This window comes from Kitasatospora sp. MBT66, from assembly GCF_000710405.2.
Taxonomy (GTDB): domain Bacteria; phylum Actinomycetota; class Actinomycetes; order Streptomycetales; family Streptomycetaceae; genus Kitasatospora; species Kitasatospora purpeofusca.
Genome location: NZ_JAIY01000001.1, coordinates 214,694 through 239,870, shown reverse-complemented (window position 1 = coordinate 239,870; position 25,177 = coordinate 214,694). Strand labels below are relative to the sequence as shown.

General features: G+C 69.9%; 34 protein-coding genes and 2 pseudogenes. 5 read left to right on the top strand and 31 right to left on the bottom strand.

All coding sequences use genetic code 11. The annotated features are described in order from the left end of the window. Positions 1 to 16: 16 nt before the first annotated feature. The 8 genes and pseudogenes from BI06_RS01140 to BI06_RS55360 form a co-directional block, all read right to left on the bottom strand. Complete coding sequence (locus BI06_RS01140) at positions 17 to 937, bottom strand: phosphotransferase (RefSeq protein ID WP_033817949.1); 921 nt, start codon at positions 935 to 937, stop codon at positions 17 to 19. A gap of 11 nt (positions 938 to 948) precedes the next feature. Continuing rightward, positions 949 to 1,755 (bottom strand): hypothetical protein, encoded by an 807-nt coding sequence (locus tag BI06_RS01135; RefSeq protein WP_082526177.1) that lies wholly within the window; start codon positions 1,753 to 1,755, stop codon positions 949 to 951. 68 nt (positions 1,756 to 1,823) lie between these two features. After that, the gene (locus BI06_RS54590) at positions 1,824 to 1,958 is read right to left on the bottom strand and encodes a hypothetical protein (RefSeq protein WP_255360172.1); all 135 of its coding nucleotides are present in this window, start codon (positions 1,956 to 1,958) and stop codon (positions 1,824 to 1,826) included. A 4-nt stretch (positions 1,959 to 1,962) separates the two neighbouring features. After that, on the bottom strand, positions 1,963 to 3,069 hold the full coding sequence (locus tag BI06_RS01130) for a radical SAM protein (protein WP_033817951.1): 1,107 nt from the start codon (positions 3,067 to 3,069) through the stop codon (positions 1,963 to 1,965). 206 nt (positions 3,070 to 3,275) lie between these two features. Next, positions 3,276 to 3,638: an ATP-binding protein gene (locus tag BI06_RS01125; RefSeq protein WP_033817952.1), complete on the bottom strand. Its 363-nt coding sequence runs from the start codon at positions 3,636 to 3,638 to the stop codon at positions 3,276 to 3,278. A 50-nt stretch (positions 3,639 to 3,688) separates the two neighbouring features. Beyond that, positions 3,689 to 3,847: a hypothetical protein gene (locus BI06_RS50155; protein WP_158515428.1), complete on the bottom strand. Its 159-nt coding sequence runs from the start codon at positions 3,845 to 3,847 to the stop codon at positions 3,689 to 3,691. Between the two features lie 156 nt (positions 3,848 to 4,003). Next, the gene (locus tag BI06_RS01120; protein WP_233289967.1) at positions 4,004 to 4,978 is read right to left on the bottom strand and encodes a transcriptional regulator; all 975 of its coding nucleotides are present in this window, start codon (positions 4,976 to 4,978) and stop codon (positions 4,004 to 4,006) included. 36 nt (positions 4,979 to 5,014) lie between these two features. Continuing rightward, positions 5,015 to 5,203 (bottom strand): annotated as a pseudogene (locus BI06_RS55360) (helix-turn-helix domain-containing protein); the annotation flags it as partial. A 272-nt stretch (positions 5,204 to 5,475) separates the two neighbouring features. Between BI06_RS55360 and BI06_RS01115 the strand changes: the two are divergent. Further along, on the top strand, positions 5,476 to 6,411 hold the full coding sequence (locus BI06_RS01115) for a hypothetical protein (RefSeq protein ID WP_043463880.1): 936 nt from the start codon (positions 5,476 to 5,478) through the stop codon (positions 6,409 to 6,411). A 135-nt stretch (positions 6,412 to 6,546) separates the two neighbouring features. On the opposite strand, the gene BI06_RS01110 is transcribed toward BI06_RS01115, so the two are convergent. The 6 genes from BI06_RS01110 to BI06_RS01085 form a co-directional block, all read right to left on the bottom strand. Beyond that, positions 6,547 to 7,182, bottom strand: coding sequence for a hypothetical protein (locus BI06_RS01110; RefSeq protein WP_043463876.1), 636 nt, complete (start codon positions 7,180 to 7,182; stop codon positions 6,547 to 6,549). Positions 7,183 to 7,261: 79 nt separating this feature from the next. Further along, a complete protein-coding gene (locus BI06_RS01105; protein WP_149030218.1) occupies positions 7,262 to 8,248 on the bottom strand; it encodes a hypothetical protein in 987 nt (328 codons plus the stop codon). Positions 8,249 to 8,519: 271 nt separating this feature from the next. After that, a complete protein-coding gene (locus tag BI06_RS01100; RefSeq protein ID WP_033818554.1) occupies positions 8,520 to 9,263 on the bottom strand; it encodes an aminoglycoside phosphotransferase family protein in 744 nt (247 codons plus the stop codon). 119 nt (positions 9,264 to 9,382) lie between these two features. Beyond that, entirely contained in the window at positions 9,383 to 9,958 is a 576-nt protein-coding gene (locus tag BI06_RS45770; RefSeq protein ID WP_082558172.1) for a phosphotransferase family protein, read from the bottom strand. A gap of 489 nt (positions 9,959 to 10,447) precedes the next feature. Beyond that, positions 10,448 to 10,954 (bottom strand): hypothetical protein, encoded by a 507-nt coding sequence (locus BI06_RS01095; RefSeq protein ID WP_043463867.1) that lies wholly within the window; start codon positions 10,952 to 10,954, stop codon positions 10,448 to 10,450. A gap of 730 nt (positions 10,955 to 11,684) precedes the next feature. Further along, positions 11,685 to 12,128 carry a hypothetical protein gene (locus BI06_RS01085; protein ID WP_043463861.1) on the bottom strand — a complete coding sequence of 148 codons (444 nt, stop codon included), beginning with the start codon at positions 12,126 to 12,128 and terminating at the stop codon, positions 11,685 to 11,687. 447 nt (positions 12,129 to 12,575) lie between these two features. On the opposite strand from BI06_RS01085, the pseudogene BI06_RS55355 reads away from it, so the two are divergent. Beyond that, positions 12,576 to 12,668: pseudogene (locus BI06_RS55355) on the top strand (hypothetical protein); the annotation flags it as partial. 29 nt (positions 12,669 to 12,697) lie between these two features. Here the strand turns inward: BI06_RS55355 and BI06_RS01075 are convergent. From BI06_RS01075 to BI06_RS01055, 5 genes are all read right to left on the bottom strand, one after another. Further along, entirely contained in the window at positions 12,698 to 13,069 is a 372-nt protein-coding gene (locus tag BI06_RS01075; protein WP_043463855.1) for a hypothetical protein, read from the bottom strand. Positions 13,070 to 13,614: 545 nt separating this feature from the next. Beyond that, on the bottom strand, positions 13,615 to 13,908 hold the full coding sequence (locus tag BI06_RS01070; protein ID WP_043463851.1) for a hypothetical protein: 294 nt from the start codon (positions 13,906 to 13,908) through the stop codon (positions 13,615 to 13,617). A gap of 352 nt (positions 13,909 to 14,260) precedes the next feature. Further along, the gene (locus BI06_RS01065; RefSeq protein ID WP_149030217.1) at positions 14,261 to 15,037 is read right to left on the bottom strand and encodes a hypothetical protein; all 777 of its coding nucleotides are present in this window, start codon (positions 15,035 to 15,037) and stop codon (positions 14,261 to 14,263) included. Between the two features lie 157 nt (positions 15,038 to 15,194). Then, positions 15,195 to 15,380: a hypothetical protein gene (locus tag BI06_RS01060; RefSeq protein ID WP_149030216.1), complete on the bottom strand. Its 186-nt coding sequence runs from the start codon at positions 15,378 to 15,380 to the stop codon at positions 15,195 to 15,197. Positions 15,381 to 15,594: 214 nt separating this feature from the next. Further along, complete coding sequence (locus BI06_RS01055) at positions 15,595 to 16,110, bottom strand: hypothetical protein (RefSeq protein WP_043463840.1); 516 nt, start codon at positions 16,108 to 16,110, stop codon at positions 15,595 to 15,597. A 385-nt stretch (positions 16,111 to 16,495) separates the two neighbouring features. On the opposite strand from BI06_RS01055, the gene BI06_RS01050 reads away from it, so the two are divergent. Continuing rightward, a complete protein-coding gene (locus tag BI06_RS01050) occupies positions 16,496 to 17,062 on the top strand; it encodes a hypothetical protein (RefSeq protein ID WP_043463837.1) in 567 nt (188 codons plus the stop codon). A 91-nt stretch (positions 17,063 to 17,153) separates the two neighbouring features. Here the strand turns inward: BI06_RS01050 and BI06_RS01045 are convergent, their stop codons facing one another. The 6 genes from BI06_RS01045 to BI06_RS01020 all read right to left on the bottom strand — a co-directional run bounded on the left by BI06_RS01045 (position 17,154) and on the right by BI06_RS01020 (position 21,287). Then, the gene (locus tag BI06_RS01045) at positions 17,154 to 18,158 is read right to left on the bottom strand and encodes a hypothetical protein (protein WP_043463832.1); all 1,005 of its coding nucleotides are present in this window, start codon (positions 18,156 to 18,158) and stop codon (positions 17,154 to 17,156) included. Between the two features lie 220 nt (positions 18,159 to 18,378). Further along, entirely contained in the window at positions 18,379 to 18,951 is a 573-nt protein-coding gene (locus tag BI06_RS01040) for a hypothetical protein (protein WP_043463829.1), read from the bottom strand. Positions 18,952 to 19,125: 174 nt separating this feature from the next. Next, entirely contained in the window at positions 19,126 to 19,683 is a 558-nt protein-coding gene (locus BI06_RS01035) for a Pycsar system effector family protein (protein WP_043463824.1), read from the bottom strand. Positions 19,684 to 19,858: 175 nt separating this feature from the next. Continuing rightward, complete coding sequence (locus BI06_RS01030) at positions 19,859 to 20,233, bottom strand: hypothetical protein (RefSeq protein ID WP_043463822.1); 375 nt, start codon at positions 20,231 to 20,233, stop codon at positions 19,859 to 19,861. A gap of 140 nt (positions 20,234 to 20,373) precedes the next feature. Further along, complete coding sequence (locus tag BI06_RS01025; RefSeq protein ID WP_043463819.1) at positions 20,374 to 20,808, bottom strand: hypothetical protein; 435 nt, start codon at positions 20,806 to 20,808, stop codon at positions 20,374 to 20,376. Between the two features lie 113 nt (positions 20,809 to 20,921). After that, the gene (locus BI06_RS01020) at positions 20,922 to 21,287 is read right to left on the bottom strand and encodes a hypothetical protein (RefSeq protein ID WP_149030215.1); all 366 of its coding nucleotides are present in this window, start codon (positions 21,285 to 21,287) and stop codon (positions 20,922 to 20,924) included. A 191-nt stretch (positions 21,288 to 21,478) separates the two neighbouring features. Between BI06_RS01020 and BI06_RS45765 the strand changes: the two genes are divergently transcribed. Together BI06_RS45765 and BI06_RS53050 are read left to right on the top strand one after the other, a co-directional pair. After that, positions 21,479 to 22,075: a winged helix-turn-helix domain-containing protein gene (locus tag BI06_RS45765; protein WP_082558171.1), complete on the top strand. Its 597-nt coding sequence runs from the start codon at positions 21,479 to 21,481 to the stop codon at positions 22,073 to 22,075. Next, complete coding sequence (locus tag BI06_RS53050; RefSeq protein WP_369826029.1) at positions 22,039 to 22,164, top strand: hypothetical protein; 126 nt, start codon at positions 22,039 to 22,041, stop codon at positions 22,162 to 22,164. Before BI06_RS45765 ends, BI06_RS53050 begins: the two co-directional genes overlap by 37 nt. 69 nt (positions 22,165 to 22,233) lie before the next feature. Here BI06_RS53050 and BI06_RS01010 read toward each other — a convergent pair whose 3' ends face one another. The 6 genes from BI06_RS01010 to BI06_RS00985 all read right to left on the bottom strand — a co-directional run bounded on the left by BI06_RS01010 (position 22,234) and on the right by BI06_RS00985 (position 24,963). Beyond that, on the bottom strand, positions 22,234 to 22,719 hold the full coding sequence (locus BI06_RS01010; RefSeq protein WP_043463815.1) for a hypothetical protein: 486 nt from the start codon (positions 22,717 to 22,719) through the stop codon (positions 22,234 to 22,236). After that, positions 22,703 to 23,236 carry a hypothetical protein gene (locus tag BI06_RS01005; protein ID WP_149030214.1) on the bottom strand — a complete coding sequence of 178 codons (534 nt, stop codon included), beginning with the start codon at positions 23,234 to 23,236 and terminating at the stop codon, positions 22,703 to 22,705. Before BI06_RS01005 ends, BI06_RS01010 begins: the two co-directional genes overlap by 17 nt. Positions 23,237 to 23,320: 84 nt before the next feature. Continuing rightward, on the bottom strand, positions 23,321 to 23,755 hold the full coding sequence (locus BI06_RS01000; RefSeq protein ID WP_149030213.1) for a hypothetical protein: 435 nt from the start codon (positions 23,753 to 23,755) through the stop codon (positions 23,321 to 23,323). 194 nt (positions 23,756 to 23,949) lie between these two features. Then, complete coding sequence (locus tag BI06_RS00995; RefSeq protein WP_043463808.1) at positions 23,950 to 24,153, bottom strand: hypothetical protein; 204 nt, start codon at positions 24,151 to 24,153, stop codon at positions 23,950 to 23,952. Beyond that, on the bottom strand, positions 24,146 to 24,502 hold the full coding sequence (locus BI06_RS00990) for a hypothetical protein (RefSeq protein ID WP_043463804.1): 357 nt from the start codon (positions 24,500 to 24,502) through the stop codon (positions 24,146 to 24,148). The genes BI06_RS00995 and BI06_RS00990 overlap by 8 nt, the downstream gene beginning before the upstream one ends. Beyond that, positions 24,499 to 24,963, bottom strand: a complete 465-nt coding sequence (locus BI06_RS00985; protein ID WP_043463801.1) for a hypothetical protein — start codon at positions 24,961 to 24,963, stop codon at positions 24,499 to 24,501. Before BI06_RS00985 ends, BI06_RS00990 begins: the two co-directional genes overlap by 4 nt. Between the last annotated feature and the right edge of the window lie 214 nt (positions 24,964 to 25,177).

Genomic DNA, 25,177 nt, shown 5'->3' with positions numbered 1-25,177 from the left:
CTGGCGGGGGCCTCCTTCACACCTCGAGGAGATCCGCCGCCGATATCAGATGGCGGCGAACGACTTTGACGGCCCCGGGGTCCTTGGCGGGGTCGTTGATCCATCGGTGTGCTTGTTCAAGGAACCATTCGATCGCCCAGACCCGGTGCCATCCCAGCGCCCACGCCTCCGGGGGCAGCCCGCCGCGGCGGGCGAGCGCGTCACGTGGCCCTCCTGCGGCGATGTAGGCGTCGATGAGTCCGCGCAGGCGTGCCGGATCCGGGGGCTGCCTGAGAGTGAGGCCCTGCCAGGAGGCGAGGTCGAGGAGGCCCGGTCCGGTGAAGGAGTGGGCGAAGTCCAGCAGGTGCCGGCCCCGGGGGCCGATGTGCAGGCTGGACGGATGGTATTCGGAGTGCACCCAGCCGAAGGGAGCGGTCTGTGCGCCGACTGCCTTCTTCTTCGCGGCGTGCGCGAGGGCGTACAGGATGCCGGTGAGGTCTTCGGTCCCTTCCGTCCAGCGGTCGGCGGCGTGCAGTCGTTTCAGGTGACCCAGGGCTTTGCCGGGCAGGGCCGCCAAGGCGTTCTGATCCAGCGTCGGCAATGACGGTGGCGGGGCGGCTGCGTGCAGGAGCGCGGCGGCTGTGGCGGCTTCGCTGTCGGTGGCTTCGCGCTGCGGGTCGCCGAGGTCTTCGAGCACCATCACGAGCAGGCCGCCTCGCCGGGCTGAGCCGACCACGTGGGGCACCGGGACGCCAGCCCGTGCGGCGGTCCGCAGTATCCGGTCCTCCCGGGTGAACGGCTCGCGCGCGTACTTCAGGACGGCGGTGGTGCCGTCGGGGTAGGTCAGCCGTTCGACTCCTGACATGGACCAGACGCGCAGCGGAAGCCGGGTAGGCGCCCGGTGGCCGGCGGCGTCGGTGATCTCGTCCAGGAGGCCGCTGATCAGGGCCGGGTCCATGGGTGGGTCGGTCACTTCCCGGCCAGCGAGTGGTCGCGCCGGTGGTCGCGCCAGGCGAGAGCGGAGGCGGCCATGGACCGTGTCCACGCTGCCGCCGACGCCTGGGCGTGGACCTCCCGCCAGTAGCGGGCGTTGGCCTCGGCGAAGGCGAGGAGGACCTTGGGGTCCGCGGCTTCGAACGCCGGCAGCCGGCCGGCCCACTGCTCGGCCTGCCGAGGGGTGTGTCCGGCGTCGATCAGGCGTACGGCCCAGACGGCCGGGTCGGCCCAGCCCGGGCCCCGGGTGGGCCAGGCCCAGTCGATGAGGTGGGCGGCGTGGTCGACCAGGACGTTGTGCGGGGCCATATCGGTGTGCAGGAGCGCGTCCCCGTCGAACAGCTCCGGGGTGTCGCCGTAGGGCGCGTACCGCTTGGAGAAGCTCAGCAGCGGGATGTCCGGGCAGGGGGTGTGGGCGAGTTCCGTCAGCGCTTCGACGACCAGGGGCAGGTCGGGGCTGCCCGGTGAGAAGTCGGCGAGGTGGCCCTCGATCGCCTCGAAGCCGAGCAGGTCCCAGCCCCCGGCCTGCAGGTGCCACAGCAGTCGGGGGGACGACTTGGGCAGGTGCGGGTTGACGGCGGCTTCGCGCAGTTGCGTCTTGACCTGGCGGTTGTCGACGGGGATGCCCTTGATGAACACCTCGCCGGAGGCGGTCAGGGCTTTCACGGCGACGCCGGAGTTCGCTCCGGTGGACGCGTCGGCGGTGGTCAGGAAGGGGCCGGTGTGCTCCTGGACGGCGGCGCGGGCGGCAGGCGGGAGGTGGTGCCAGGCGAGGCGGTTCATCGACACTGCTGGACTCCAGAGGGGCGGTGGGTGGTGCCCCGACCTGGGCCGGGGCACCACCGGACGTGCTAGTACGGCTGGGATTCACTCGACGAGCAGGAGCACATGACGACCTCCAGGACGTCGTCCAAGTCGCCGACGAACACGACCTCCTCGTCCTCAAGGGGCCGCTCGGTGAGCGTAAGCGCTACGGGTACCGGCATGGGTTTACCTCCCTCCGTGCTGGCAGTAGGTGTTGAGCGGGGCCTTCGCCTCCTGGTAGAGCTTGGCCAGCGGCCGGCAGGTGAAGCAGGTGCCGGACAGCGTGCAGCCGGAGCATCCACCGGTGCGAAGCTGGAGGGAGTCGGCGACGGCGCCCAGTTGGCGCAGGCCGTCGACGCCGTCGGTGATCAGGTCGAACTGGGGGTCGCGGCCGACCTTGCAGATCGACGCCTTCCCCCAGGGGTCGGCGTGGAAGAAGGTGTGCCCGGCGTTGCAGCCCTGGAAGGGCCTGCGTGGCATGACGTAGTCGGCGGCCTGGGTGCCCATCCGCTCGCCGCCGCCCTCGATGGTGGGGCTCATCGTGGTGAACACGTGGTGAGGGAAGCCGTACCGGTCGGCCAGCGCCTGCATCTGGGGGATCTCTCCCGCGTTGCGCTCGGAGACCACGATGTTCAGCTTCAGGGGCAGGCCCGCGTCCTGGGAGGCTTCCAGGCCCTTTATGAACCGGTCGAACGCGCCTCGGTTGCGGGTCATGCCGTCGTAGGAGGCGGCGGTGGCGCCGTAGACGCTGACCGCGATCAGGTAGGGGCGGTGGCGGGCGAAGAGCTCCTGGACGCGCGGCTTGGACAGCTGGCTGCCGTTGCTGGCGATCGAGACCATTAGCCCCAGCTCGTTCGCGTACTGGTAGGCGGCCGGGAAGTCGCGGTCGATCAGCGGCTCGCCGCCGGTTATCTGGAACCACAGGGCGCCGGAGTCCCGGACGACGTTCAACATCTTGACCTTGTCTTCCCAGGCCAGGCCCTCGAAGTTCTTCAGGCCGAGGTAGCAGTGCTCGCAGTCGTAGTCGCAGCCCTTGTTGATCTCCCACGACGCGCGGCCGTAGCCGAGCCCGGCGGGCTGCCGGACCAGGACCGTCTCGTGGAGCCGCCGCCCGTCCAGGACCACACCCCAGGCGTTGCGGGCCGCCTCCGCGAGCCATCCGGGCACCATGGCCTGCGGCGGCGCATCCAGGAGCTCCCGGTATCGGCCCCCGCCGATCCGCAGGCCCTCGCGCCGGCCGGGCCGGACGGCCACATAGCCGTCCAGGAACGGAGAAGCGATCAAGTCGTGCATGGACACTCCCTTGGACGGCGGGCGAGATGGCGGGGTCGCGCAGTGGAATGGGTGTGCGGGGACAGCAGCCCCAACCCAGCGGGGCTGTATCGGCTCGGCCGAGCGTCGGACGGGTCTATGGCCTTCTCCTCGGCGGATGGGACTGGGGGCGGCCGGGTGACCGTGGAGCCGCGGCGTGTGCTCGGTGGTGCCGAGGTGCTGGCCGGTCATGACGCACCCCGCAGGTCCGCATGCACCGTCTTCCCCAGCGGCTCCAGGGTGGTGCCCCACTGGCCTCTGGTGAGCTGGTGCACGAGGGCGAGGCCCCGCCCGCCCTCGGCCTTCAAGCCGGCGTCGATCAGCACGGGCAGGACACGGCTGCCGTCGGTCACCGAGATCCGTACTGCCGTAGCGGTGATCCGGGTGACCTCGACGGTCATCCTGAGGAGACAGCCGGTCTTGGAGGCGTTGCCCACGAGCTCGGAGGCGATCAGCTGGGCGTCGTCGATCAGGTCGTCCAGCTCCCACTCGGCCAGCTTGTCGCGGACCAGGCGGCGGGCCGCCGAGGCCGACTCGGGCCGGTAAGGCAAGTGAGCAATGGACGGCTTCTCGACGGCGGGCGCCGGGGCGGTCGCCGTGCTCACGAGGCCGGGCGCATCCGGGGGTCGGCGGCCGGGGAGAAGTCGGCCCAGCCGGCCGCCGCGGTGGCCAGGGCCCTCCGCCGCAGGCGGTCCCCGGCGGATCTGCGCGGCCCGGACGGCGCCGGGGCGGGGTGCGGCGGGCGGCGGGTGGCGGCCATCACGGGCTCCAGAGGGATCAGCGGTGTGGTGGAAGCGCCGGTCCGGACCGCGCGTGGATCCGGACCGGGCTCATGCCCCGGCTTCACGTCGCGGGGGCCTGAACACCACGATGCCGCTGATGTAAGGCCGTGAATTTCACCAGAAGTGAAAGATCGTCAGATGCCCGTTCGTGTGATCCAGGTTGACAGCCGTACACTCCGGCGGCTAGCGGAGCGTGACAACGCGGTCACAGTCTCGCGGGCGAGCGGGTGCCGGGAGACCTGCTCGGGCGCCACCGCGTACGCGGCATCCAGCTGGTCGAGCGCGGCTTCGGGCTTGGCCATCCACCGGTAGGCGCGGGCCAGGTCGATGTGATGGTGTCCGATCCTGGTCGGCGCCCACCCGGCCGGGAACCGCAGGCCCTTCGCGGCGTCCACCGCCTGGTCGTGTTCACCGGCCTCCACCAGCGTCATCACCCGGTGGACCTGCACGTTCGTGGGCCCGAAGTGCAGTGACAGGTCCAGCCGCTCGCCGGTCCTGGCGGCAACCTTCTGAGCCTCGTCCAGGTGATGCTTCATCACGTCCGTCTCCCGGGCGCGGGCGGCGACCACGGCGGAGCCGAGGTGGAGCTGCCCCTCGGTGACCAGCGCGCTCGGCGTCTTGGCGTCCGTGCCCTCCAGGTGGCCCCGGCCGGACTCCTGAAGACGCCGGCATGCCGCCAGGTCGCCGACGCGCAGGTAGGCGGTGACCCGCAGGTACTCGCGGGCGGCCCGCAGAGCGGGAGCACGATCACCGGCCCGCTGAGCGGCCCAGTCCATCCGGGCCAGAGCCGTCGCGGACAGATCGTTCAGGCCGATCGCAATCCCGACCGAGTGTCCGCACCGGTAGGCCTCCGCCAGCAGACCCCAGGCCTGCCGCTGCTGTTCGCCGGTGAACTCGTGCGCGGCGGTGTGCAGCTCGACCAGCAACCCCGGCAGCATCGCCACCATCGGCTTGTACTTCGCGGCCTGGGCCAGTGCGTTCACCTGCCGTACCGCCGCCCGCAGCGCTGGCAGGGCCCGCGGGCGCACGACCTCCTGCGGCGGCAGGTCGTACAGGTCGAGCGTCGTGCGGATCGGCCCCATCAGCGGGACCAGCGGGTCATCGGCCATGCCGTCACTGTACGAGGGCGGCTGCAGGTCGCCCGGCTCAACTCCCAAGGCCCTGGCGACCGCTGCCACGAACTCCGGCGTCGCCGGCTTGTGCCCGGACACCACCTTCGTGAGCAGGCTGTACGAGACGTGAGCACGGTCGGCGAGCTGCCGGTGGCTCAAACCCCTCACATCCTCGTAGGCCGCGATCCGCTGGCCGATGCTGATTCCGCCTGGAGGTGCCATGCTGGTCCCCATCCCGTGCATGCCTTGAACCCGTGTGCACGGGACCGTACCCCCAAAGCCGCCCGCCCACAGATCGTTTCAGCAGCCACGCCGAGTTCTGCTCGCCGAGGATTCGCGATCCGGGCCGATGCGGGGTGGCGCCCTCGGCTGTGGAAGCGGGTGGCGGCGGAGCAGAGCAGTGCCAGCAAGGCCGCCCGGTGTGCAAGGCCACTTCGAGACACGCCGAGCGCTAATGTGCGGCCAGGACAAACCCGGGCTGGGAGAATGCCGGTATGGACTGGGCCCACTTGGGTGTTGACGCAGCTCGCACATTGGTATGGCCCGTTACGATCCTTGCCGTTATCTTTCTCTTTCGTCGCCAGATTCGCGATTTGCTGCCTCACGTGCAAGAGGCCGAGTTTGGTGGATTGAAACTGCGGCTTGACACGCTTCAGAAGCAAGTCAAAGAATCCCCTGAGAATACGCGTCGCCGATTGTCGTCAGAGGACCTAACGGCCACGCGGTTGGCGATTGAGGAACAGCTCATTGGGCTCGGTCAAGTCAGGCTGGGATTTAATCGGCGCCGGATCCGTAGCCCCGAGGCCTTGGTGTCCGTGTTGTCTGACAAGGACGTCCTCAGCGAGTCTGTCGCCGCATCCCTGACGGACTACTTCTGGATCACTGATCAACTGCTGCGTGCACCCAGCATGGACGACAATGAAGCTATGCATGCTCTTTGTGTCGGGGACATGCTGTTCGCCAATGTCCGCCATAGGTACTTGGTCGAGCATCTTGTGTATGACTTCAAGAGTCATGGCACCTGGTGGCCTCCGCCAGGCGAGCCGAACAAGTATCATTTCTGGTCGGTAATCGCCTCCGAGGTGCCCGAATTTGATTACAGATACGAGGTGCTGACCGAAGCGGTTGGGAGGTTCAAAGAACGCGACCAGCGGGCTGAGATGCCGCTTCCGACGCTAGCGGAATTTGTTGAGATCCTGAAGTTTAGGCGTGAGGAGATTCTTCGGGTTCTGGATCTCCCGTGGGGGACTGAAGCTGCGGCGAGAATGAGGGATCAGGGGCGTAACTGGAATTGGCCTGAAGAGTGGGGGCACATTGGCTGGCATGGGCCCGTTGTCCGGCCTGATGCCCCCTTTGAGGTGGAGAAGCAGTTCTTCCTGACCGCGCGGGCGATCGAGCTTTACTCCAACCGATTGTCGACGCTCGGTTGAGTTACATACCCTCTGAGATTCCCAGTCAAGGGCTTGAATTCAGACTTCGAGGCCAGGCGTTTCCAACAAGCCCAAACTGGCAGGGCCTGCGATGAGACGGCGGAGGTCGGCGTCGGCGCAGCTACTACGGCGAGGTTACTCCGAACCTGCCTGCGGTCCCGGAGGGTTGGCCAAGCCAGTCAGTTCGGCCGCCTCGTTGCCGCTCAGGTGTATCCGATGGGCGAGGCCCCTTCCAAGGCTGGCTACCCTGTCCCAGTTTGCCTGCAGCAGGGCGTCCGCAGCGGGCCTGAACTGCCAGAAGAGCAGGGCCGGGCCGATGAAGGCAGGCTCCGGAAACCGCCCCTTGAGTACCCCGACGGCCTTGCTCTGGTCGTCGCGCGCTCCTCGTTCGACAGCCCACGCCCGCTCCGGCGACCACAGCCCCTGGTTGATAAGCCACCGCTGGTGAGCCCGTTCTCCGGCCGCCAGCATCGTTAGATAGGCCGACTCGGGCACCTCGTACGTGACCGAGGTGCAGCCGTTCACCGCGACGACTGGGGCGCAGTTCAGTTCCACCGCCTGGGAGGTGAGCTCGACATCGACGACGTGGATGCCGAGAAGGAGAGCGGCAACGGCGTGCCCGGCCTCGTGTACCGCGGCGCCGACGAGATCGACTGCCGGTTCCAGGTCGAGTACGTGCGTATCGCAACACCAGGTATCGGGGCCCTGAAGGTACGTCATGGTGGGGCTGCCGTCGGGCGCGGTGCCTATGTAGTAGCCAGGGTGCATCACCCGCTCAGTCTGGCAGCCGGTTGTGGGAGCGCTGTCCTACTGTACGAAGAGTGGCCCTTGAACGTGCTCCGATGCCCACTCACCCCCACATGAGACCCTCGGCATCGGCAAGCTGGCAGAGACGGTAGTCGCGTCCACCCACAAGCGTGTAGGTGAGTGTCACGGCCGCCTCCATTCTGGCCACACCAGTGACGGCAAGCCCGACGCCGTTTGCCATCACCCCAACCTGAAGCTTCGAAACTCGCTCTTGTTGGTAGACGTGCTCAAACTCGGCGGGTACTCCGGCAGCGTAGCCAGCGAGTTCGTACTCCCGAACTAGGCGTCCGGGTGTCAGAAGAGCTTCGGGGGCTAGCAGAAGCCCTCCGGGCACAGGAGTCGTATCCCTGGCTGGGGAGACGTCGATGCGCTGGCCGGAGCTGACCGTCGCGCCGTTCTTCGCAGTGATGCGGAATTGCTCCACGGCCACGGTGACCGGCAAGAACACCAAACACACCTGCCCGGCCTCAGCGATGAGCGTCGAGGTGACTGACGACAGGACCGTGGCCTCGCCACCCATACCGCTGCCAGCGATCTCGATGCTCCAGCCAAGCTGCCGGCTGCGGTCGCTGGTCGTCTTGTAGGTTGCGGAGCAGCCTGCTGCGGGATGGGCCGCCAGGACGAACAGGGGCAAGCGAACCTTAATGAGCTGGCGGTCCTCAACGGCAAGTCTGTGGCCCGCGAACCAGTCGCGAAGTCGGCTCAACGCACTGTTCCGAGCTCTCTCATGAACCTGTCCGGCCTCATTCAAGAGGTCCTCGGGGGCCCGGATGTACGCCAGGGGCTGAGACTTCCAGAACGCTCGTACCGCATCCGAGGCTTCAGCCTGTGCAGCCCGAAGGATTTCTATCCCGCTGGCTACTTCGTCCGGCGGTAAGCCGAGAGCCTGCAGGGCCGCTGCGAACTGCTCGGGACGCTCGAAGGCGACAACATCCCATCCGCGCACCCGCGCAACGGACTCGGCCTCTAGCGGCAGGTCACTACCTTGAGCAGCCCATGATGGAGGAATGGGGTGATCGGGCGCTGCCATGCCCGCTCCTTCCCGCGACGGTACGAGTCCTTCCAGTGTCACGGGTGCCAAGCCCAGCGCCTTAGCTAGACGCGTTGACTCGCCATTACGGAAGGTGGCACCACCCAAGCAGTCGACGATGGGTTCGGGCGGGGATCACCGCCGTGGCGACCAGGGGGCAAATCATTTGGTAGCAGTCCCCACCGCTCTCGATCGGGCTACCGGATCGGCCGAAGGCCGATGCTAGGGCCTGCGACCCACGGCTTGCCTCAGCTATCGAAGAACGTGGGAGTCACTTCAGGGCGTCTTCAAACACCTTGCGGTGCTCAGCGGTGTGTGCGTGCTCACGCCGGGACCAGGCGATGCGATCCGAGATCTGCTGGGCCGTGGCTTCGACAGCCAGAAAGCCGACCTGCACCTCTGCCCAGAAACGGACATTACGGGCCTGCCGTTCCAGCATCGCGTCAACGAGCACAGCACGCTCAGGACCGGCCAGGCCATACGCATCGGCCAGCACGCGCACCTGAGTGGCCTGAACATCCACGGGAGGAGCCTCTGACTTCGACGACAGGCACCACAGCCAGGACATATACCCGATGTCCTCCAGTGGACTGCCCGGCGCGGCCATGTCGAAATCGATGAAGGCGGCCGGCATCTCGTCCTGAAAGACGGCGTTGTTCGGACCCAGGTCGTGGTGGCACACGACCTGGTGCTGACCGGCAAGATCACTGCCCCGGGTGGCCTCGTGCATCGCCCGGGCCAGGGCGCCGGCCGCAGCAACCTGCGCGTCGGTCCATGGCCGGAACTTGGGCGGAACCCAGCCCGGCAGATAGCTGAAGGTGTCCCGACCTTCCTGATCACGACCGAGATATCGCGGGGCCCCCGTGAAGCCTCGACTCTCCAGCAGATCAAGCAGGGAGGCGACGAACGGTGAGGCGGCCGAGGCCGGTCGCCGGACCGTGTCACCGATGCGGACGACGCCGGAAGTGATGCGGCCTCCCCGCAGGGGGACGACCTCGTCATCAGTCTCGGGCATGCCACTGGTTCCCTTCCATCGCCACTGTCCATGATGCGGCAGTCACACCGGGCCGCTGCCCGCGGCAGGCCGCCCACGCGAGATGTTGACCCGCGCCTTGATCGTTCGATCCAGCTGTGTCAGGCAGCTGTCGAGGCGCGCTGTTCCCCGAGGCTTCGCGAGCACCAGCGCTTCCCAGGTCCAGCGCATGAATCGTGACCGGCGTCATGTCTCATGAGACACGCTGAGCGCGAAGAACAGGTCCACGCGGCGTAGCCCACGTCCTCCAGGGGCGAGCCGGGGGCCGCGGTGTCGAAGTCGATCCATGCGACTGGGACTCCGTCGACGAAGACGGCGTTGTTTGGGCCGACATCGTGGTGGCATACCACCGGCGAGCGGCCGGCCAATTCGCTGCCTCGCGTGGCGTCGTGCATGGCGCGCAGCAGCGCACCGGCCGTCGCCACCTGCTCGTTCTTCCAGACCTGGAAGCGCGCCGGAACCTCACCCGGGAGAAAGCTGAGAATATCCATTCCGTCGTCCTGCCCGAGATACTTCGGGGCGCCGTCGAATCCCCGCTGTTCGAAAACATTCAGGAGAGCGGCAACGAATTCTGAGGCATCTGACACCGGCCTGCGCACGGAATCACCAACCCGGACAAGACCTGGGCTCATCCGCCCGCCGGAAAGTGTGATCGCGCCATCAGGCGCATCAGCCATTGCAGCCGCTCCCTCAATGGTCCTCAGACGTTTCGGTCGCGGGCTGGCCCTGCACAGGATCCCCTGGTGTGAGAGTGGCCCCGCGATCGAAGTACGCGCCCGGCAAGGGCTCTCAGCCTACAGCGGCGCGGCCTCGGGCGGGCCCTGGTATCCAGCAGAAAGCGGCGTATGCCGTCCGCATCGCGGCCGGACCATCCTGGAGTGAAGGAGAGGAGGTAGGGGTGCCGAAGACACGGAAAGTGGTGGCGGGCCCCGGCCGGACGCGCTTCGACCTACCGCTGGAGCTCGCTCGTCCAGGAAGCCTTCGGTCTCCTCGGCGATCAGGGTGATTCTCAAAGCGACTCCCGGCACAGCTGACGTGGATAGAGGCATCCCTAACGAGAAAGGGGCGTAGCCCTTGACATCTCGTCAGAAATTCCTCTATCCACGTTCACTCTTGCGAGTGCCTTTGCCCGCTCCTGGGAAGGGCTGCCTGGAGCGCCGGCGTTCTCAGTTCGGGCCGGAGATTCGGGACGCCCAGGCCTCCACCGTGGTCGGGGTCCTCCAGGCGGGGATGGGCGCGAGCCCGCCGATCGTCACCGGGACGGGGCGGGTGGCGATCCGGTACCGCTCGGCGAGCACGTCGGCGGCCCACTGCGGCGGCTCCGCCGAGGGGGATGCGTCCGGGGCCCAGCCCGGCGGCTCGTCGGGGTGGTGAGGGATCGCCTCCTGCACGACGCAGACCATCGCCTGCGCCTGATAGCCGTCGGCGGGGGCTGCGGCCTGCTGCCAGTCCTCCGGCAGTCGGCGGCAGTCCAGGGTCTGCACGTTCGACCCGCACATGCCGAGCTTGCCGTCCTCCGACACATACAGGGCCTCGGGCAGCGGGAGGTGCCGGACGGCCTGCGGGTCGTTGGTGCTGATGATCAGCACCGCGTTTGTGCTTCCGTCGTTGAGTCCCACGGTGACGGGCGTGAGGTACACGTACGGGGGGAGTTCGGGCGGGGTGGCGGGCATAGCAAATCCTCTCCCGCACGCCGTAGGGGCGTACGGACGCGGTCAGGGAGGCGTGATCGCCTCGACCTCCGCTTGCGCAGAGAAGAACAGCATCACCGTTTGCCGGTGAACGCGAGAAGGATGCCACGGACCACCGACAACAGGCCCGCGATCACTGACGTGCGGACAGGCCACGCCCGAGAATATGGGTGTGTGGGGGCTCGACCTCGACGCCCACCCGGGCCCGACCACGCAGGAGCTGCTGCTGCGGGACCTGGACAGGGCACACGTCGGCGCGATCGCCGACAGCCGCCCCGTACGGCGGTCTCTCCCCGGCCACCAGGGCACCGCGGGCGGCCTTCTCCTTGGTGCGCAGGCGGTCGAGCTCGGCGAGCGAGCCGGCGCCGCGAAGGGCGACGGCGGCCTCCGCCGCGGGGGCGGGGGCCGGGCAGGTCCGACGACCGTGGGCGGGGTGCGTGACGGGGTCAGTCAGTCTACGGACCGGGCCGTGCCCACGGGCGAGTCCGTGGCATGTTCGCGGCCGAAAAATCGCAGCTCACAGCCCTAGCGGCCCACCGCAGCATGGGTCTAGTGTTCCCGGCACGGCGGCCCCACCACAGAGCTCGACACGGGCCGCCGGGCAAAGTAGCCGCGCCACGGCGCAGGTGGCCGGGCCCAGAGCGCTCCCCCGTCGCTCTGGGCCCGGCCACCTGCCGCCCTACGCGCGGACCACGAAAGCGTCGGCGTTCTCCTACGCCCTGCTCCCCTGCGCCTGCAGCTGCGCCTCAGGGCCGTCGGACCACCGCAGATCCCGCAGCTCCAGCTCGCGGAGACCGTCCGGGCTGGTCAGCGTCATAATGCAGCCGGAGCGGTCGCTGCCGAGCCCGAGCAGGTCGGTGTCGGGCTGGCGGCAGTGGCACCAGACGTCGGTGACCGCGAGATCCAGACCGACAACGGGGTGGGCGAGCAGCGCGAGGATCCGGGGGTGGTCCGGGGTGTTGATCATCTCCAGCTTCCACCTCCATCCCGGCCTGCTCGGGTCGGACCACAGGTCACTGCCGCCGTAGCGGCCGGGAAAGCGTGTGACGTTGATCCGGCGGAGCAGGTCGCTACCGAACTGCGGGTCACGGCGGACGGCCGCGCGCCACTGCTCGATGTCGCGTTCGGCGGGACACATTGCCGGGCTGCGGAGCACGGGGGCTCCCCGATGGCGAAGGCCTGCGCTTCGACCGCAGCGGCAGCGCGTTCCCACAGGCGGACGGGGAAGCCGTTCAGCTTGATGTGGGCTCCGGTGCCGAGTTGGGCGAGCAGGACGTGGTGGTTGGTGGTGGTGTAACGCAGTCCGCCGGCGCCGTACATCTCGTTGCCCGGGCCGGGGTCGACCGGGAGCAGGCTCCTCGCCCAGTGCGCGATGGCGTACGGCTCGGGCTCCAAGGTCATGGTCAGCAGGTCGGCCTGCGGGTGGAGGGCCCGGATTCCCATCGGGTGCGCGGCGACGGTGGACAGTCCCCGGCCGCGGTGCAGCACGGTGCTCTCCAGCCGGGCCTGTTTGACCGTGGACGCGGAGGGGATGACGGGGCGGCCCGGCTCCCAGGTCTCCGTCAGCCGCTCCAGCGCGGCACGATAGTTCTCGCCGGGGCAGGCCGTCCACGAAGGCCAGGAGATCTTCGTGCGGATCCTCGGTGTCGACCTCGAACGGCGCCGGATCAGCCTGTCGGCGGAAGGCTTGCCGTAGGCGCGTGGAGCGGGACAAGGGTCGCAGTGTCAGGAGGAGACCATCCACTCTGGTGACTCGATGCCCCAGATCTGGTTCCAGGCCAGGCAGTAGGACTGCGACTCCGGTCCCAGGTCATCCCAGACCAGGCCGAGATCGAAACCGTTGTCCCATGCGTTCAGAAGGGCGTCAAGGAAGCCGGTGGCGACCGCTGCGGCATCGTCCTCGCTGCCTTCGCGGAGCACCCCTTCCAGGATCCTCAGCACTCGCTGCCGCTGGTCCTGCGTCAGCTCCGACGCGACCCCGACGAAGGCGTCGGCCAGCCAGGCGGCCCGGAAGACCAGCGAGAGGTCGTCGTCGACAGTTACATCCAATGCATCGCTGACCGTCACCACGTTCCGCCACCACTCGGGCATGCTCATCGGCGTCCCTCCCAACCTGTCGCGACATCCTGTCACGCCGAGTCGAACGGCTTGCGAGGCAAGGTGGTACGGCTCGCCCACGCGACCGCCCCCGACAGGCATCGCCAGCTTCGGGAAACGATCACCGGCGTGACGGGAAACGATCTCCGAGAGCCTTCTTGCCTTGCTGGTCGCACGTACTCGTCAACAGCCCATAGCCTTTCCCTCTGACACCGATGATTCGCCGGATGCACTGGCCACTGCGCTCGGTGAGGAGCTCCCAGCTGGCGTCGGTGGCGGCGCATCGGCGCGAACAGGTTGTTGACGGCGCGCACCCGCTGGGCGTGCGGGTTGTCGCCGCCGGGCTGGTCGATGCGGTGCACGGTGCGGCCGGTGGCCGCGAGCGCGGGACGACTGGGAGAGTGGGTTCTACGCTGTCCGTCGACTCCACTCGGGTTCCGGCACCAGGGCTTGGGCGTGATAGCCGAGAACCGTCATCCAGAACCGGGGGCCACTGCACTGCGGGTAACCGCAGCTTCCTGACCGGTGTGCCCGTAGGTGATCGGTCAGGACGGCCTGGGCGCCGTCGGGGGCAGACCGCTGGCCTGCCTGCACTCGTCGCGGTCGAGGTGATAACGAGGAACCGACAGCGCGGCCTGCCCGGGCAGCGGCATCGGGCCGGACCAGGCGTCCTCACCCCGCCCGCCGGCGGTGATGACCTCACCGCAGTGGGCGCAGCGCTGGGCCGAGGGCAGAGCCCACGTCTCCTCGAGGCCGTCGATCTCCCTCTGGGTGGCCTGGGCAGTCACGAGGTACCGGCTGTTGATGTCGGTGCGGGCCGTGGAGACCGGGTCGGTCACGGGTTTTCCCTTCCGAGCGGGCGTGGGGACAGCTGGCTTGAGCGTGCTGGTCGGCCGGTGTGACCGGCCGACCAGGTGCGCCGTACCGGCCCAGGCCGTGGGGGTGCGTACCGGGCCGTGTGGAGCAGGCGCGACTGCGCACCCTGGTCGGGGCGCTCTCCCGGTCTAACGAACGGATGCGGCCGAGGGTGCGGCCGGGAATCCGGCGCGCGGTGACGGGCGGATAGCGGACTGACGCCCTTCGGGACGCGCTTTGTTCGCCCCGCACCTCGCTGAGGCGTGCTTCACGGCGAAGGCTCCACCCGGGTGCCGGATGGAGCCTTCGCTGGGGATGGGGGGATGGGCGTGGGGGTCAGGTGGCCGTCGCCAGCGCGATGGCGTGGCGGCCGGCTGCGTTGGCCCGCTCGATCGCCTGCTCGTGCCGCTCCTTGTCCGGGCCGGAGCGGGTGGGCGTCAAGCTGATCGCGTCGGCCGCCTCGATGTCCGCGAGGTAGACCTCGACGGCCGCCGCGAACGAGTCCATGGCCGCACTGCTGTGGCTGCTGGCCATGTCCTGCGCCAGAGTCCAGAAGCTCCCGGCCAGCGCCTCGTGGTCGGGACCGTCGACGGAGGTCAGGAAGTAGGTACTGGCCGCGACGCTGGCCAGGGCCCGCCGAGCCCGCACCGCCGATGCCCAGGTGACGCGGTCGAGGTCCCGGCCGGGCAGCAGGTAGCGGCCACGGGCCTCGGCGAGGTGACGGGCGACCGCGGCGCGTCCTCCGTCGACCCGGGCCCGCAGCAGCTCCAGAGCGGTACTGATGATCACCACCAGGACGCACATCGACACGATCATGGGCTGGAAGAAGTGGGGCTGCTTCGCGTCCGGCTGCGCAGCGGCCATCAACCGGGGCATCCCCCAGCTCAGCCCCACCGCTACGGCGGTGGCGAGGACGACGGTGATGAGAAACCCGCGTGCAGCCAGCGCCAGCCGCCCGTAGTCGAAGCCCGCGGTCCGGGGCAGGGGCGCGGACGGGTCGGTGAGCACCTGGGGGTGCTGTCGTGCGAGCAGGCGCACCGTCTCCCTGACCTGCTTCGACAGACCGGGGTCCACGATGACGGCATCGCCCTGGCCGGACCGGAACAACCCCATCAGCACTCCCCATCGCACGTCGCCCACATGGCGGTCCTCTCATTATGGGGCCGCCGGCTGACAGGCCCCAGGGACAAGGTGCCTCGGACGGCATGCGACAGGGGGCACGCACCGGACGACGCCACGCAGGAGGATCCAGCCCGTACGCGCCGACGGCCTACTCGAACCCCGCCGCCCGCAGCGCGGTGAGCAGCTCGCCGACTGCCTCTGGTGTTGGGCTCTCGTGCACTCGCGCGGAGACTTCCTCGACCCGGCTGCGCTCCTGCGCGCTCAGATCACGCGCCCGGGCCCCGAGCTGGTCAAGATGAGCGGTATACCCCGGCGCGGGGGTGAGGTCGTCCACGCCGAACATGATGGCCCGTCAGGCCGTGCCCGCGGAGAGGTTCACCGATCCGGGGCACGGAGTCTGACGTCTGGCCTGGTTAGCGGCCGGCGGCGGGACAGGGGCTACCGTGCCGGGGGCTCGTCGATCTCGGCCTTCACCGCGGCCCAGCGCGCCGCGCTCGCCTCCATCTGCTGCTCCTGCCGGGCCCTGTCGCGTTCCAGGCGCCGTGTCCTCACATAGGCGGCCACCGGCTTGTCGGCCGGGCAATCGGCCGCCCAGCGGGATTCCTCGGCCAGGTCGGCAGCGACCGGCGTGGCCTGCTCGGTAGCAGCGGTGGCGTAGAGGAGTGCCTGGGCCACCACCGCGAGCACAGCATCGGCGAACGCGGGGTGAGCTTGTCGGTCGCCGCGATGTACGCCGTCGGAAAGTGCATCTCCGCCGCGGGGGCCATCATCGCCCACTCGCCGGCCGGCAGCTCGGTCGGGTGCAGCCTCTGGACCAGCATGCTGGCGTGGGCGTCGACCCGCCGCTGCAGGCTCTCGTCGTCCGGATCGCCGCTGAGGTGGTCGGCCTGGCCGACCTTCACGTGCACGGTGAGTTGGCCGCAGGCGTAGCGGGCGGTCAGGTCCCGGTCGATCTGCACCTGGTCGAGCCCGGAGCCCAACGCGAGAGGTGCGACCTGCCGCAGCCCCGGGAATGCCACGGTGACGGCGGGGACGATCTGATCGGTGGCGGTGCTCTTGAACACGACGGCTCCTCCTGGATGGTGACGGGGGTGCACACCCGTGGCGGGGCCCGGGTGTCGCCCTGCGCCGTGCAGGGAGGGCAGTGCGCGCCCGAAGGGGCGTTGGATGATCCAACCCCGCGCATGCGGGGAGAAGTCGGCCAGCCATCACCTGGCCGGCGGCTGTCGCTGAGTGACGGGCCGCCCTGGCGTCATGATGGCAGATCGCCGGGGCCGAGGGGGTGCCGCAGCGGGTAAGGCCCGCGGAACTGCCCGGGCCGGAGTGCGTCCGGCGGGGCCCGGCCGCCCCGGCGGCCTGCGGGGTCGCCGGCCGACTCTGCAACGAACGCGCGCCCCGGGCGCCGCCGAGGGCCGGTGTCCGGCTTCCGGCCGGCTCGTTGGACGGGGTGTGCGCAGCCGAACTCCAGCCCGCGCCCGGGGCCTTGGCCCCCTGGCGGCGGCCAACCTGGCGGAGGTCCCCGAACCGGGCGGGCGGCTGTCGCCCGCGGTCTCCGGCACGGTCTCCGAGCAGCGAGCCGCCCTCGCCTCCTACCAGGCCGCAGTCGCGGACCTCCGGGAGGAGCTGGACGGGGTCGACGCGGAGGTACTCCGGGGCGAAGCGGTGGAAGGGCGGAGCCACGGCGATGAGGGCCTCGCGCAGTCAGTGGACCGGACGGTGAAGAGGTACCTCGAGCTGGCGGCGGACTGGGACGCGCGGTTCCGGGAGCTCGGCCGGCACCTGGTCTGGCTGTGTCCGGGTGGACTGCCGAAACGGCTCGCCGAGTTCGGGCAGGCCGAGGCCCGCGCGCTCCAGGAGGCGGTCACCGGTGTGCTGCGGGCGGTCGCGGTGCTCCATCACGGGGAGAGCGGGCCCGATGTCGACCGGACGGGTTGGTGGCTTCCCGGCAGGGACGTCCCGCAGGTGCCGTCGGGTGGGCGCGTCCTGAACCTGCCCGGAGGGGAGCGGGCCGGCTGACCCGGCCACCGAGCACTGCACGGGCCCCTGGGCGCCTGGGCCGGCCCGCGCTGGGGCCGGCCGCCAGGCGAATCGGGCCCCTGCGGTTGCTCTAGGGGAGCTGGCGGCTGGTGTCCGAGCGGACCGGCAGCACGGTGGCTGCGGCGTCCTGGGCCGCCTGGAGCGCGTCGGCGAGGGCCTCGCTCACCACCGCGGCGGACGTGCTGAGCGAGGTGATCCCTTCCACTCCGATCCGCGCGGCGGCGGTCCCGGCCACCAGGTCGCGCACCTCGGCGCTGCGCGCCTCGATCCCCTCCGCCACCGCTTGGTCGGCGGCGAGCCGGTCGACCTCCTGGGCGCGGGCGGCGTAGTCCTCCAGCGCCTCGACCTGTTCCTTGGCTCCGGCCAGGACGGCGTCGAGCGTCTCCCGCTCGGCCGCCAGCAGCTGGTCGACCTCCGGGCTGTCGGCGACCGCTGTGGCGGCGGCCTGCGCGGTCCTGCTGTAGCGGTGCAGGGAGTCGGCGAGGTCCCACACCAGTTGCGGGAGCTGGATCCGGTTCGCGGTGCCCAGGCCGCCCAGGTCGTCCTGCTGGAGCCGGGAGGCGAAGATGATGTCGATCGCCTGCTGGGCCCGGCCGAGCAGCAGAGCGGCGTCGGTGGTCAACCAGCTCGGATGGACGTAGCGGCCACGGGCCTGGTCGATGTGGTGGTTGATCTCCGCGTCGCGGCCCGTGTCCAGGAACACCTGGAGGGCCGCGAACGCGGCCCCGGCGATGAACAGAATCAGCCCCATCGCCAAGCCTGCGTCGACCGCGTTCCGCATGAACCTGTCGAAGGGCTCGTACGTGCCCATGTCGATGTCCTCGCCGAACCCCCCGCACGCCTCGAAGATCCAGATCCCCAGCGCAAGGGCCCCGCCTCCCGCGGCCGTCCCCAGGCTGCGGCGCAGCAGCTTCCCGTCGGTACGGGAGCGAAGTCCCAACCGGCCCGTCGCGTCGGCGTCGGCGAGGAGTTCCGGGCAGGCGTCGGCCTCGTGGACCAGGGCATGTTGCGTCTGGGCCGGGACGGCGGGGTCGAACACCGACCTCGCCCCGGGCTGCTTGCTCAAGTCGGCCATCGGTACTCCCGGTTCGCGCATCGTCAGTAGCCCGCTGCGGTGGGCCGCGAACGTGCAGGCCGGACGAGGGTCGCTGCTCCGTCCCCGACCGACCTTCGGGCATGGTAGCGCCCGCCGCTGTCGGTCAGCTCCGGGTTTCTCGGCGGCCGGTGCGGGCGGCGCCGCCGGTCGTGGCCGGCCGTAGGCGTCGCCCGTGTTCCCGTTCGGCCGGTGGTGCGGACTACTGCAGGCCAGCCATCAGCACGCGGCGCAGGTACTCGTCCGCCATGCTGCGCGGCCACTGCGAGACGGGGTCCGGCATCTGGTCGAGAAGCCAGGCCCAGCCGCGGGCCTCGACCGCCGTCAGCGGCTCGTCGGCGTCCTCGCGGGCGTCCAGGACGTCGTAGGCGGCGGCCGGGGGCGTGCCCGTCGCGAAGGTGTAGCGCTGGCGGTCGAGGTCGATCTCGGCCGCCCAGCCCGTGCCGTGCCAGACCGCGAAGTGCCGGCCGACGCCGGTCGGGCCGACCCGGTAGAGGCTCTCGGCAAGGACGTTGCGGCACCACGCGGTAGCGGCCTGCGGGTCGGGGAACCGGGTCCACTGGTTCAGGGTGTGCGGTGCGATCTCCCGGAAACACCCGAAGACGTCGCGCCGGCCGAACACACCGAAGTCGGTGATGACGGCCTGGACGCAATGACCGCGGTACGGCAGCTCGAGGAGCACGGTCCCGGCGGCGAGGGCCGCGGCCAGTTCTCGGTCGGAGGGCTGCCCGTCGGGGCCGTCGCCCTGCTGCTGGGGGTGCGGAAGTGCGTTCACGCTTGTGTCCCTTCTGCGCGCCGTCCGGCGCGCGCGATGTGCTGCTACAGCTCTTCCGGACTCGTGCTCCGGCCGCCGGGCTGCCGCCGGAAGTCGGGCCGGACCGATTGTGGCCGGTGCACTCCGCGGGCGGCACCGATTCCCGGCAACTCCCGCGATGCGCACCGGCTGGGGCTACGCGGCGAACTTCGTGATGATCGCGGCCAGGCCGATGGCGACGATGGAGGCGATGGAACTCGCGTTGGCCCAGATCAGCAGGCGCATCTTCCACTCGCACAGTCGGCTGAGCTTGTGCAGGCGCTCGGGCCGCTTGTCGACGGCCAGCGCAGCCGGGATCTCCTCCGGCCTCATCACCGCCCAGCGCGTGAAGCTCGTACTGCGGCTGCGGTCCAGACGGGGGGTCACCACCAAGGTCGCCAGCACCGTCGCCACCAGCGTCGCGGCCATGCCCACCGAGGCCAGGACGAGGGCACCGGGCGGCATCTTCGGCATGAGGGCGACACCCGCGATCACAGCGGTCGCGGACGTGAAGACCAGGCCCGACTTCGGCTCGACGCGCAGCAGGTCTCCGGTGACGGCCGCCAGCTCGTCGGCGAGGCCCTGGTCGGCGGTGTAGGCGGACGGCGCGCCGCTGGCGCTGGCGGTGGTTGCCTCCGTTACGGGGTCGCTCGGGGCGGGGTTGGGCAGCGCCGGCGTCTGCGCCGCGGTGCGGTCCGTGGTCGGAGTGCTCATCGCTGTTCTCCTTCGTGGCGGTGGGGCGGTTCGTGGTCGCCGGCTGCGCCCGGGGCGTCACCGGGCATTCGTTCGGGGGTATCGCCAGGACGGCGGTACGGAGAGCGGGCGGGAATGCCGACGGGGCGCCGGTCTCGGACCGGGCGCGGCTGTGTGCGGCAGGGATGCTTGTCGGTCAGCGCTGGCGGGCGGCCAGCGGGTCGGCGTCGGGACAGGTAGCGAGCGCGGCCTGCCGCAGCGCGATCTCGGCCTCGCCGAGAAGCTGGGCGGCCCGGGCGATCGACTGCTGAGTGTGCAGCCCCGGCACTGTGTCGGGGAGGTTCGCCCGGGCAGCGGTGAGGAGTTCGTGGACGTCGGCCAGCACCTCGGTCTGGGTGTGGTACGCAGCTGCGAGGGGCCGCTGGAAGTCCGCCGGGGCGTCAAGTCCCCTGTACCGGGCAGTGGGCGTCGGGCATCTCCAGCTCGTGCTGGCGCGCCGGAGCGCCTGGTTCAGCAGCTGGATCAGCTCGACTACGGGCAGGACCTGCCGACGGCGGAGAAGATCGAACACAGGCCCACCCCCAAAAGCTGACGCATCGTGCAGCGGAGTACCGCGTCTCCGCGAGGGACGGCCTATCCGACCCCGTGCGCGGGGGCCGTCCGGGGCGGATCGTAACGGCGACAACCGACAACGGTCGGTGACTGAACCGCCTACGCCGCTGGCGGCTCTCCGACAGACCATCCGGTGATCGCCGCGATCGGCCCGCGCCAGGTAGGCACGTTGAGCGGCTCGCAACCCGAGCGGCGGTACAAGGCGTCGCGCAGGTGCACGAACGGGGAGTCAGCGTCGGAACGGTCCGTCTCCTGCTCGTCCGCCCGCTCGTCGAGCACCCCCATCGGCCCGCCTGCGGAGTTGCGTACGCCGCTGCTCTGTTGCTTGATCTCCCGGAGGATCCGCTTCTCCCACTCGTCGAGCGTGATGATCTGGCCGGTGACAACCCCGCCAGCCAGGTAGAGGGTGACCACTAGCCTGTCCCCCGTGTGCTGGACACCCAGGCGGAGCAGTTCAAGGTAGGGATCGGGATACCGACCGTCCGGGTTTTCCAAAACCCGCAGGCCGGCCTCCTCGGCTTTCCGCCACCCCATCGCTGCTCCCCTCACCCTGCGGATACATCGCCATTGTGGCTCACAGGGCCGTGCCGTCGGCAGGAATTCGGTTCCTTCTCCACTTTGCCGCGAACGGGCTCGTGGGCGGCGACTCAGAACGGGTGGTCGTCCGCGGCCGGGTAGGACGGACCGCCGTCAGCGTCAGCCTCGGGGTCGTCAGCGTCCCAGAAGAACAGACCGGGGGTCAGGTAGCGCTGGCACAGGTGCCGGTACCCGCCCTCGTAGACGTACCCCGTGCCGTTGCAGTCGGCGCAGTCGTGGGGCTCCTGGTCCTGGCCGGCCAGGCAGTCGACGGGCTCCTGGTAGACCGCAACGAAGATCCCGTCGCCATGGTCCTCCCAGGTCACCGTCACCAGGCGCACCCCGGTCCCGTCGCATCCTCCAGGGCAGTTCGGTTGGTGTGGTTCGTCCGGCCCGGGCGGGCCGATGCCCTCGGCGGGTGGGCTGATCGTGGTCATCGGGTTCTCCATGGAATCTGACGCGGCGGCCGGTCGGCCCACCGACCCCGTGGCGGGCGGAAGGCCTGCGCACCGCCGGGGCGGGTGCTCGCCGGGAGCGGTGAGCACCTAGGGGTTCGGGAGCTGTTACTGAGGTTTTCGCTTGGTTGTCGGGTAGTGACAGGAAGTGATCCCTGCGGTATGCCAATGGTGTGCGGTATGCGCAGGGTGGGGGCCTGACCGCTGAGCGGCGGGCGTTTCGTGAACAGGTGCGGCTGGAGGCCGCTGCGCGGTTCGAGGCAGGCGAGCGGACCGCGGTGATTGCCCGTGACCTGCGGGTCAGCGAGCGGTCGGTGGAACGCTGGAGGCGGTCCTGGCGCGAGGGCGGCACGGATGCCCCGCGCTCGTCGGGTCCTGCGAGTGTGCCAAAGCTTTCGGCGGACCAGTTCGCGGAACTGGAATTGGAGTTGGGCAGGGGGCCGGCCGCTCACGGGTTCGAGGACCAGCGGTGGACGCTGGCCCGGGTTCAGGCAGTGATCGGCCGCCGGTTCCGGATGAGGTTGTCGATTGCGACGGTGTGGCGGCTGTTGAAGCGGCACGGCTGGCCCTGGCAGGCTCCCGCCCGCCGGGCGCTCGAGCGGGACGAGTGTGCGGTGGAGCTGTGGAAGCAGGAGGTGTGGCCCCGTGTAAAAGTACCGCGGCGGCGCTCGGGGCCTGGATCGTCTTCGAGGACGAGGCCGGGTTCGCGAGGACCGGCAGTGCGCCGCGCGCGATGGCGACCTTCCGCAACCTGGCCATCGGCGCCCTGAAGCGGACCGGCGTCACCAACATCGCCGCCGCCCTCCGCCGCAACGCCCGCGACCCACTACGCCCGCTGACCCTCCTCGGCCTCGCGTGATCACAAACCGGACATGAGGCGACTACGCCGCAGCCCTGCATGGACATGAAGGACTGTCCCGCACGAGACTCACACCAGCAGCCGAATCGACGGAACCTCCGCATCCACCGCGATCTCCGTCTTGCAGCTTCCGCAGTACACACCCGTGGGACGTCGCACGTTCGTCTGGATCGAGCCTTCGCTGGACGTCTCCTGGTGGGGGCAGTAGTTGCCATAGTGCAGGCGGACCCAGTTGCTCAACGGCGTTGCGTCGCCGCACCGCTTGGCGTCCTTGAATGGCGCCCACCAGAAGTCCACCACAGTCCGCAACGCCAGCCGGTCGTCCTGGCTCGTCACGTCGAACGCAGCGATCCGAGCCGCGGTGAAGTGCTGCTCGTCCCTGCCGCTCCAGCAGACGGCCCGCTCAGCGCCCCTCTCCAGCGAGGTGGTGCGGCCAACCCGCTCGCAGACGAAGCAATCCAGGTTCAGCTGGATCGTGGGTTTCCAGAACAACCGATCACGATGAACCTTCTCAAGTCCAGACAGAACCGCGGTGATCTCAAGACTGCGCAACATCGTGCGATCGTCGCACAACTGCCACAGCGACGGCGGGGGCGACCCCGACTTGCAAAATGCAGTAGTCGAGGGTGATGTGCAGTGGGAAGGCGTTGCGGGCGACGGCGCTGCGCAGCGCCTCGAGGAGCTGTTCGTCGCCGACCGCGTAGGCGCTGTCCACGAGGAAGCCCATCTCCAGCGGACCGAGGTCGACCCGCACGTACGCACCCGCGGCGGTGAGGCGGCGCAGAACCTTCAGCAGGACCTCCGCGCCACCGCCCACCGGGATGGGCTTGCCATCCGGCTCACCGATCCGGCCGATGACGAGGCCGCCCTTGCGGCTGGTCATCTCCGCGATCGCCAGCCAGCACACGGCCGAGCAGCGGACCACGCCGCCCGGCCGGTAGCGGCCCTCGGCCCGGTAGGTGACGGCGTTGAAGAGGGCGTCAATCTCAGGGCGCTGCGCGCGGCGGCGACGCCAGCGGTCGAACAGGCGCATCGGATCCGCAGGTCGGGACTGATTGGCCTGGTCGGGCACGGGGTCCTCCAGCAGAGGTATCGGGCGGTCGGGACGGGGCGGTCCGGGCAGCGCCGGATCGCCCCGCCGCCGCGGGCGGGAGGTTCAGCGGGTGGCGAGGACCAACCTACGATCGGTGATCAGGAGCCGATCACCGAACGCCGGAGTGCGGTCGGCGCCCCAGAACGGATGCAGCACCGGCACTCCGCCCTGCCACTGGTCGTCGTAGCGCCAGGTGATGCTGTTCTCCGGCCCGCCTTCCAGAAGGAAGTCGGCCTCCAGGTCGAACTCGCGACCCGTGCCCGGGTCGGTCCACCGGGTGGAGCCGATCTCGGTTTCCGGGACCTCTCGGCCGGTCAGGTCGATCCGGCGGGCCATCCAGGAGACGGTGGCCAGCGCCCCGGGGTGGTCCCAGGTGTTCGGGACCGGCTTGCCCGGGTAGCGGACGTCCACGTGGACGGTGAGGTCACGCAGCGACTCACGGCCGCGAAGCTCGGCGAGCAGGAGCGCGGCGAGGGCCAGAAGCGCGGCGACTCGCAAGACGGTGACCAATGTGAGAACTCGATTCGTTCGAGGTGCTCACCAGCGCGAGGCTGGCGGCACTGGGTGCGGAGAGGCCGGGCGGCCCGACTGCGCCGATCGCAGCGGGCCACCCGGCCACGGAGGTGCAGGTGGTGCTGTCACCTCTGGGGCGAGGTGTCCAGACGACGTCATCGGCGGGCTGGCGGTGGGTTCTAGCTGCCGCCACTGATCACGCGGGCCATGGCCTCGAAGGCGTCGATCGCGCGGGTGTCGAAGGGCCCGTGCCCGGCTTGGATGTCCTCGCCGAGCTTGCTGTAGAGGCTGGCGGCCTCGCGGTCCCTGCCTTTCTGCGCGGCTTGCTCGGCGGCGGCCGTCCGGCGTTCGATCTCTTCGTCGTCGAGACCGTGGTCACTCACCGGGGGTCTCCACCGGAAGGGCGGCACCGGCCACTCCGCCGGTGCCGTCGCCCACCAGCTGCGCCGGGTCGGTCCCGACCCGGCGCAGCTGGTGGAGTTCCTCCTCCAGCTCCAGCAGACGCAGCAGCACGTAGGGCACGCGCTGCCCCAGGACACCGAGGAGGTTCTCGCAGTACAGGTCTTCGGGCTCGTGCTCGTGGCCCTTCATCTGCAGGACGATCTCGACGGTCGACGCGGTGGTCGCGGCGCTGGCGGCGGTGGTGGCCGTGCCCGCGGCGTCCGGCGTCCTCAGTGCTGCGAGCAGATCGGTGCGGATGTCCGGCTGCAGCAGCCTCAGCTCCCCGGTCATCCCCGCCTCCCGGCGGACAGGATCTCGGAGCGGTCGTAGGGCAAGGGGGAGAGCGCGGTCGCCCAGCCGCCGGCCGCCGGGTCGAACCGGACGGCGTTGTCGTCGACGTAGGCGACCGCGCCCGGCTTGACGTTGGTCACCAGTACCCGGCGGTCCTGCCAGTAGGCGTGGCGCTGCGCGCACACGACCGTCTCCAGCCCGGTGTGCTTCTCGACCCAGCGGGCGACGTCGGGGTGCTGGTCGTGGTGACGGGCGGTGACGATTGCGAGGGACCATCCGCCTGCGGACCGGAACTGCAGCTCCTCGAGGGCGCCGGGGATCGGCGGTCCGTAGACCTCGCCGCCGCGCCATCCGTCGTTCTGGTCGTGGATGACCCCGTCAAAGTCGATCATGATGGTTCCGGCGGACGGGGAGCCGGCCCGGGCAAGGGTCAGCGCCCGGCTGTACAGCCAGTTGGACATGTTGCTTCCTGTCTGAGGTTGGGGTGCCTGCCGGCCTTCCGAGATGCCCTGGGCAGACGTCGGGAGGGGTGCGGCAGCTGGTGCTGCCGCACCCCTCCCGGGGCTGGTAGGGCGGTGGTAGGTCACGGTAGGGCCGGTAGGCGGTTCGGTATTTGTGCAGGTCGGGGCGCCGGTAGGGCGATTCGGTAGGGGGCGTGGCCAAGCCGGGGAAGTG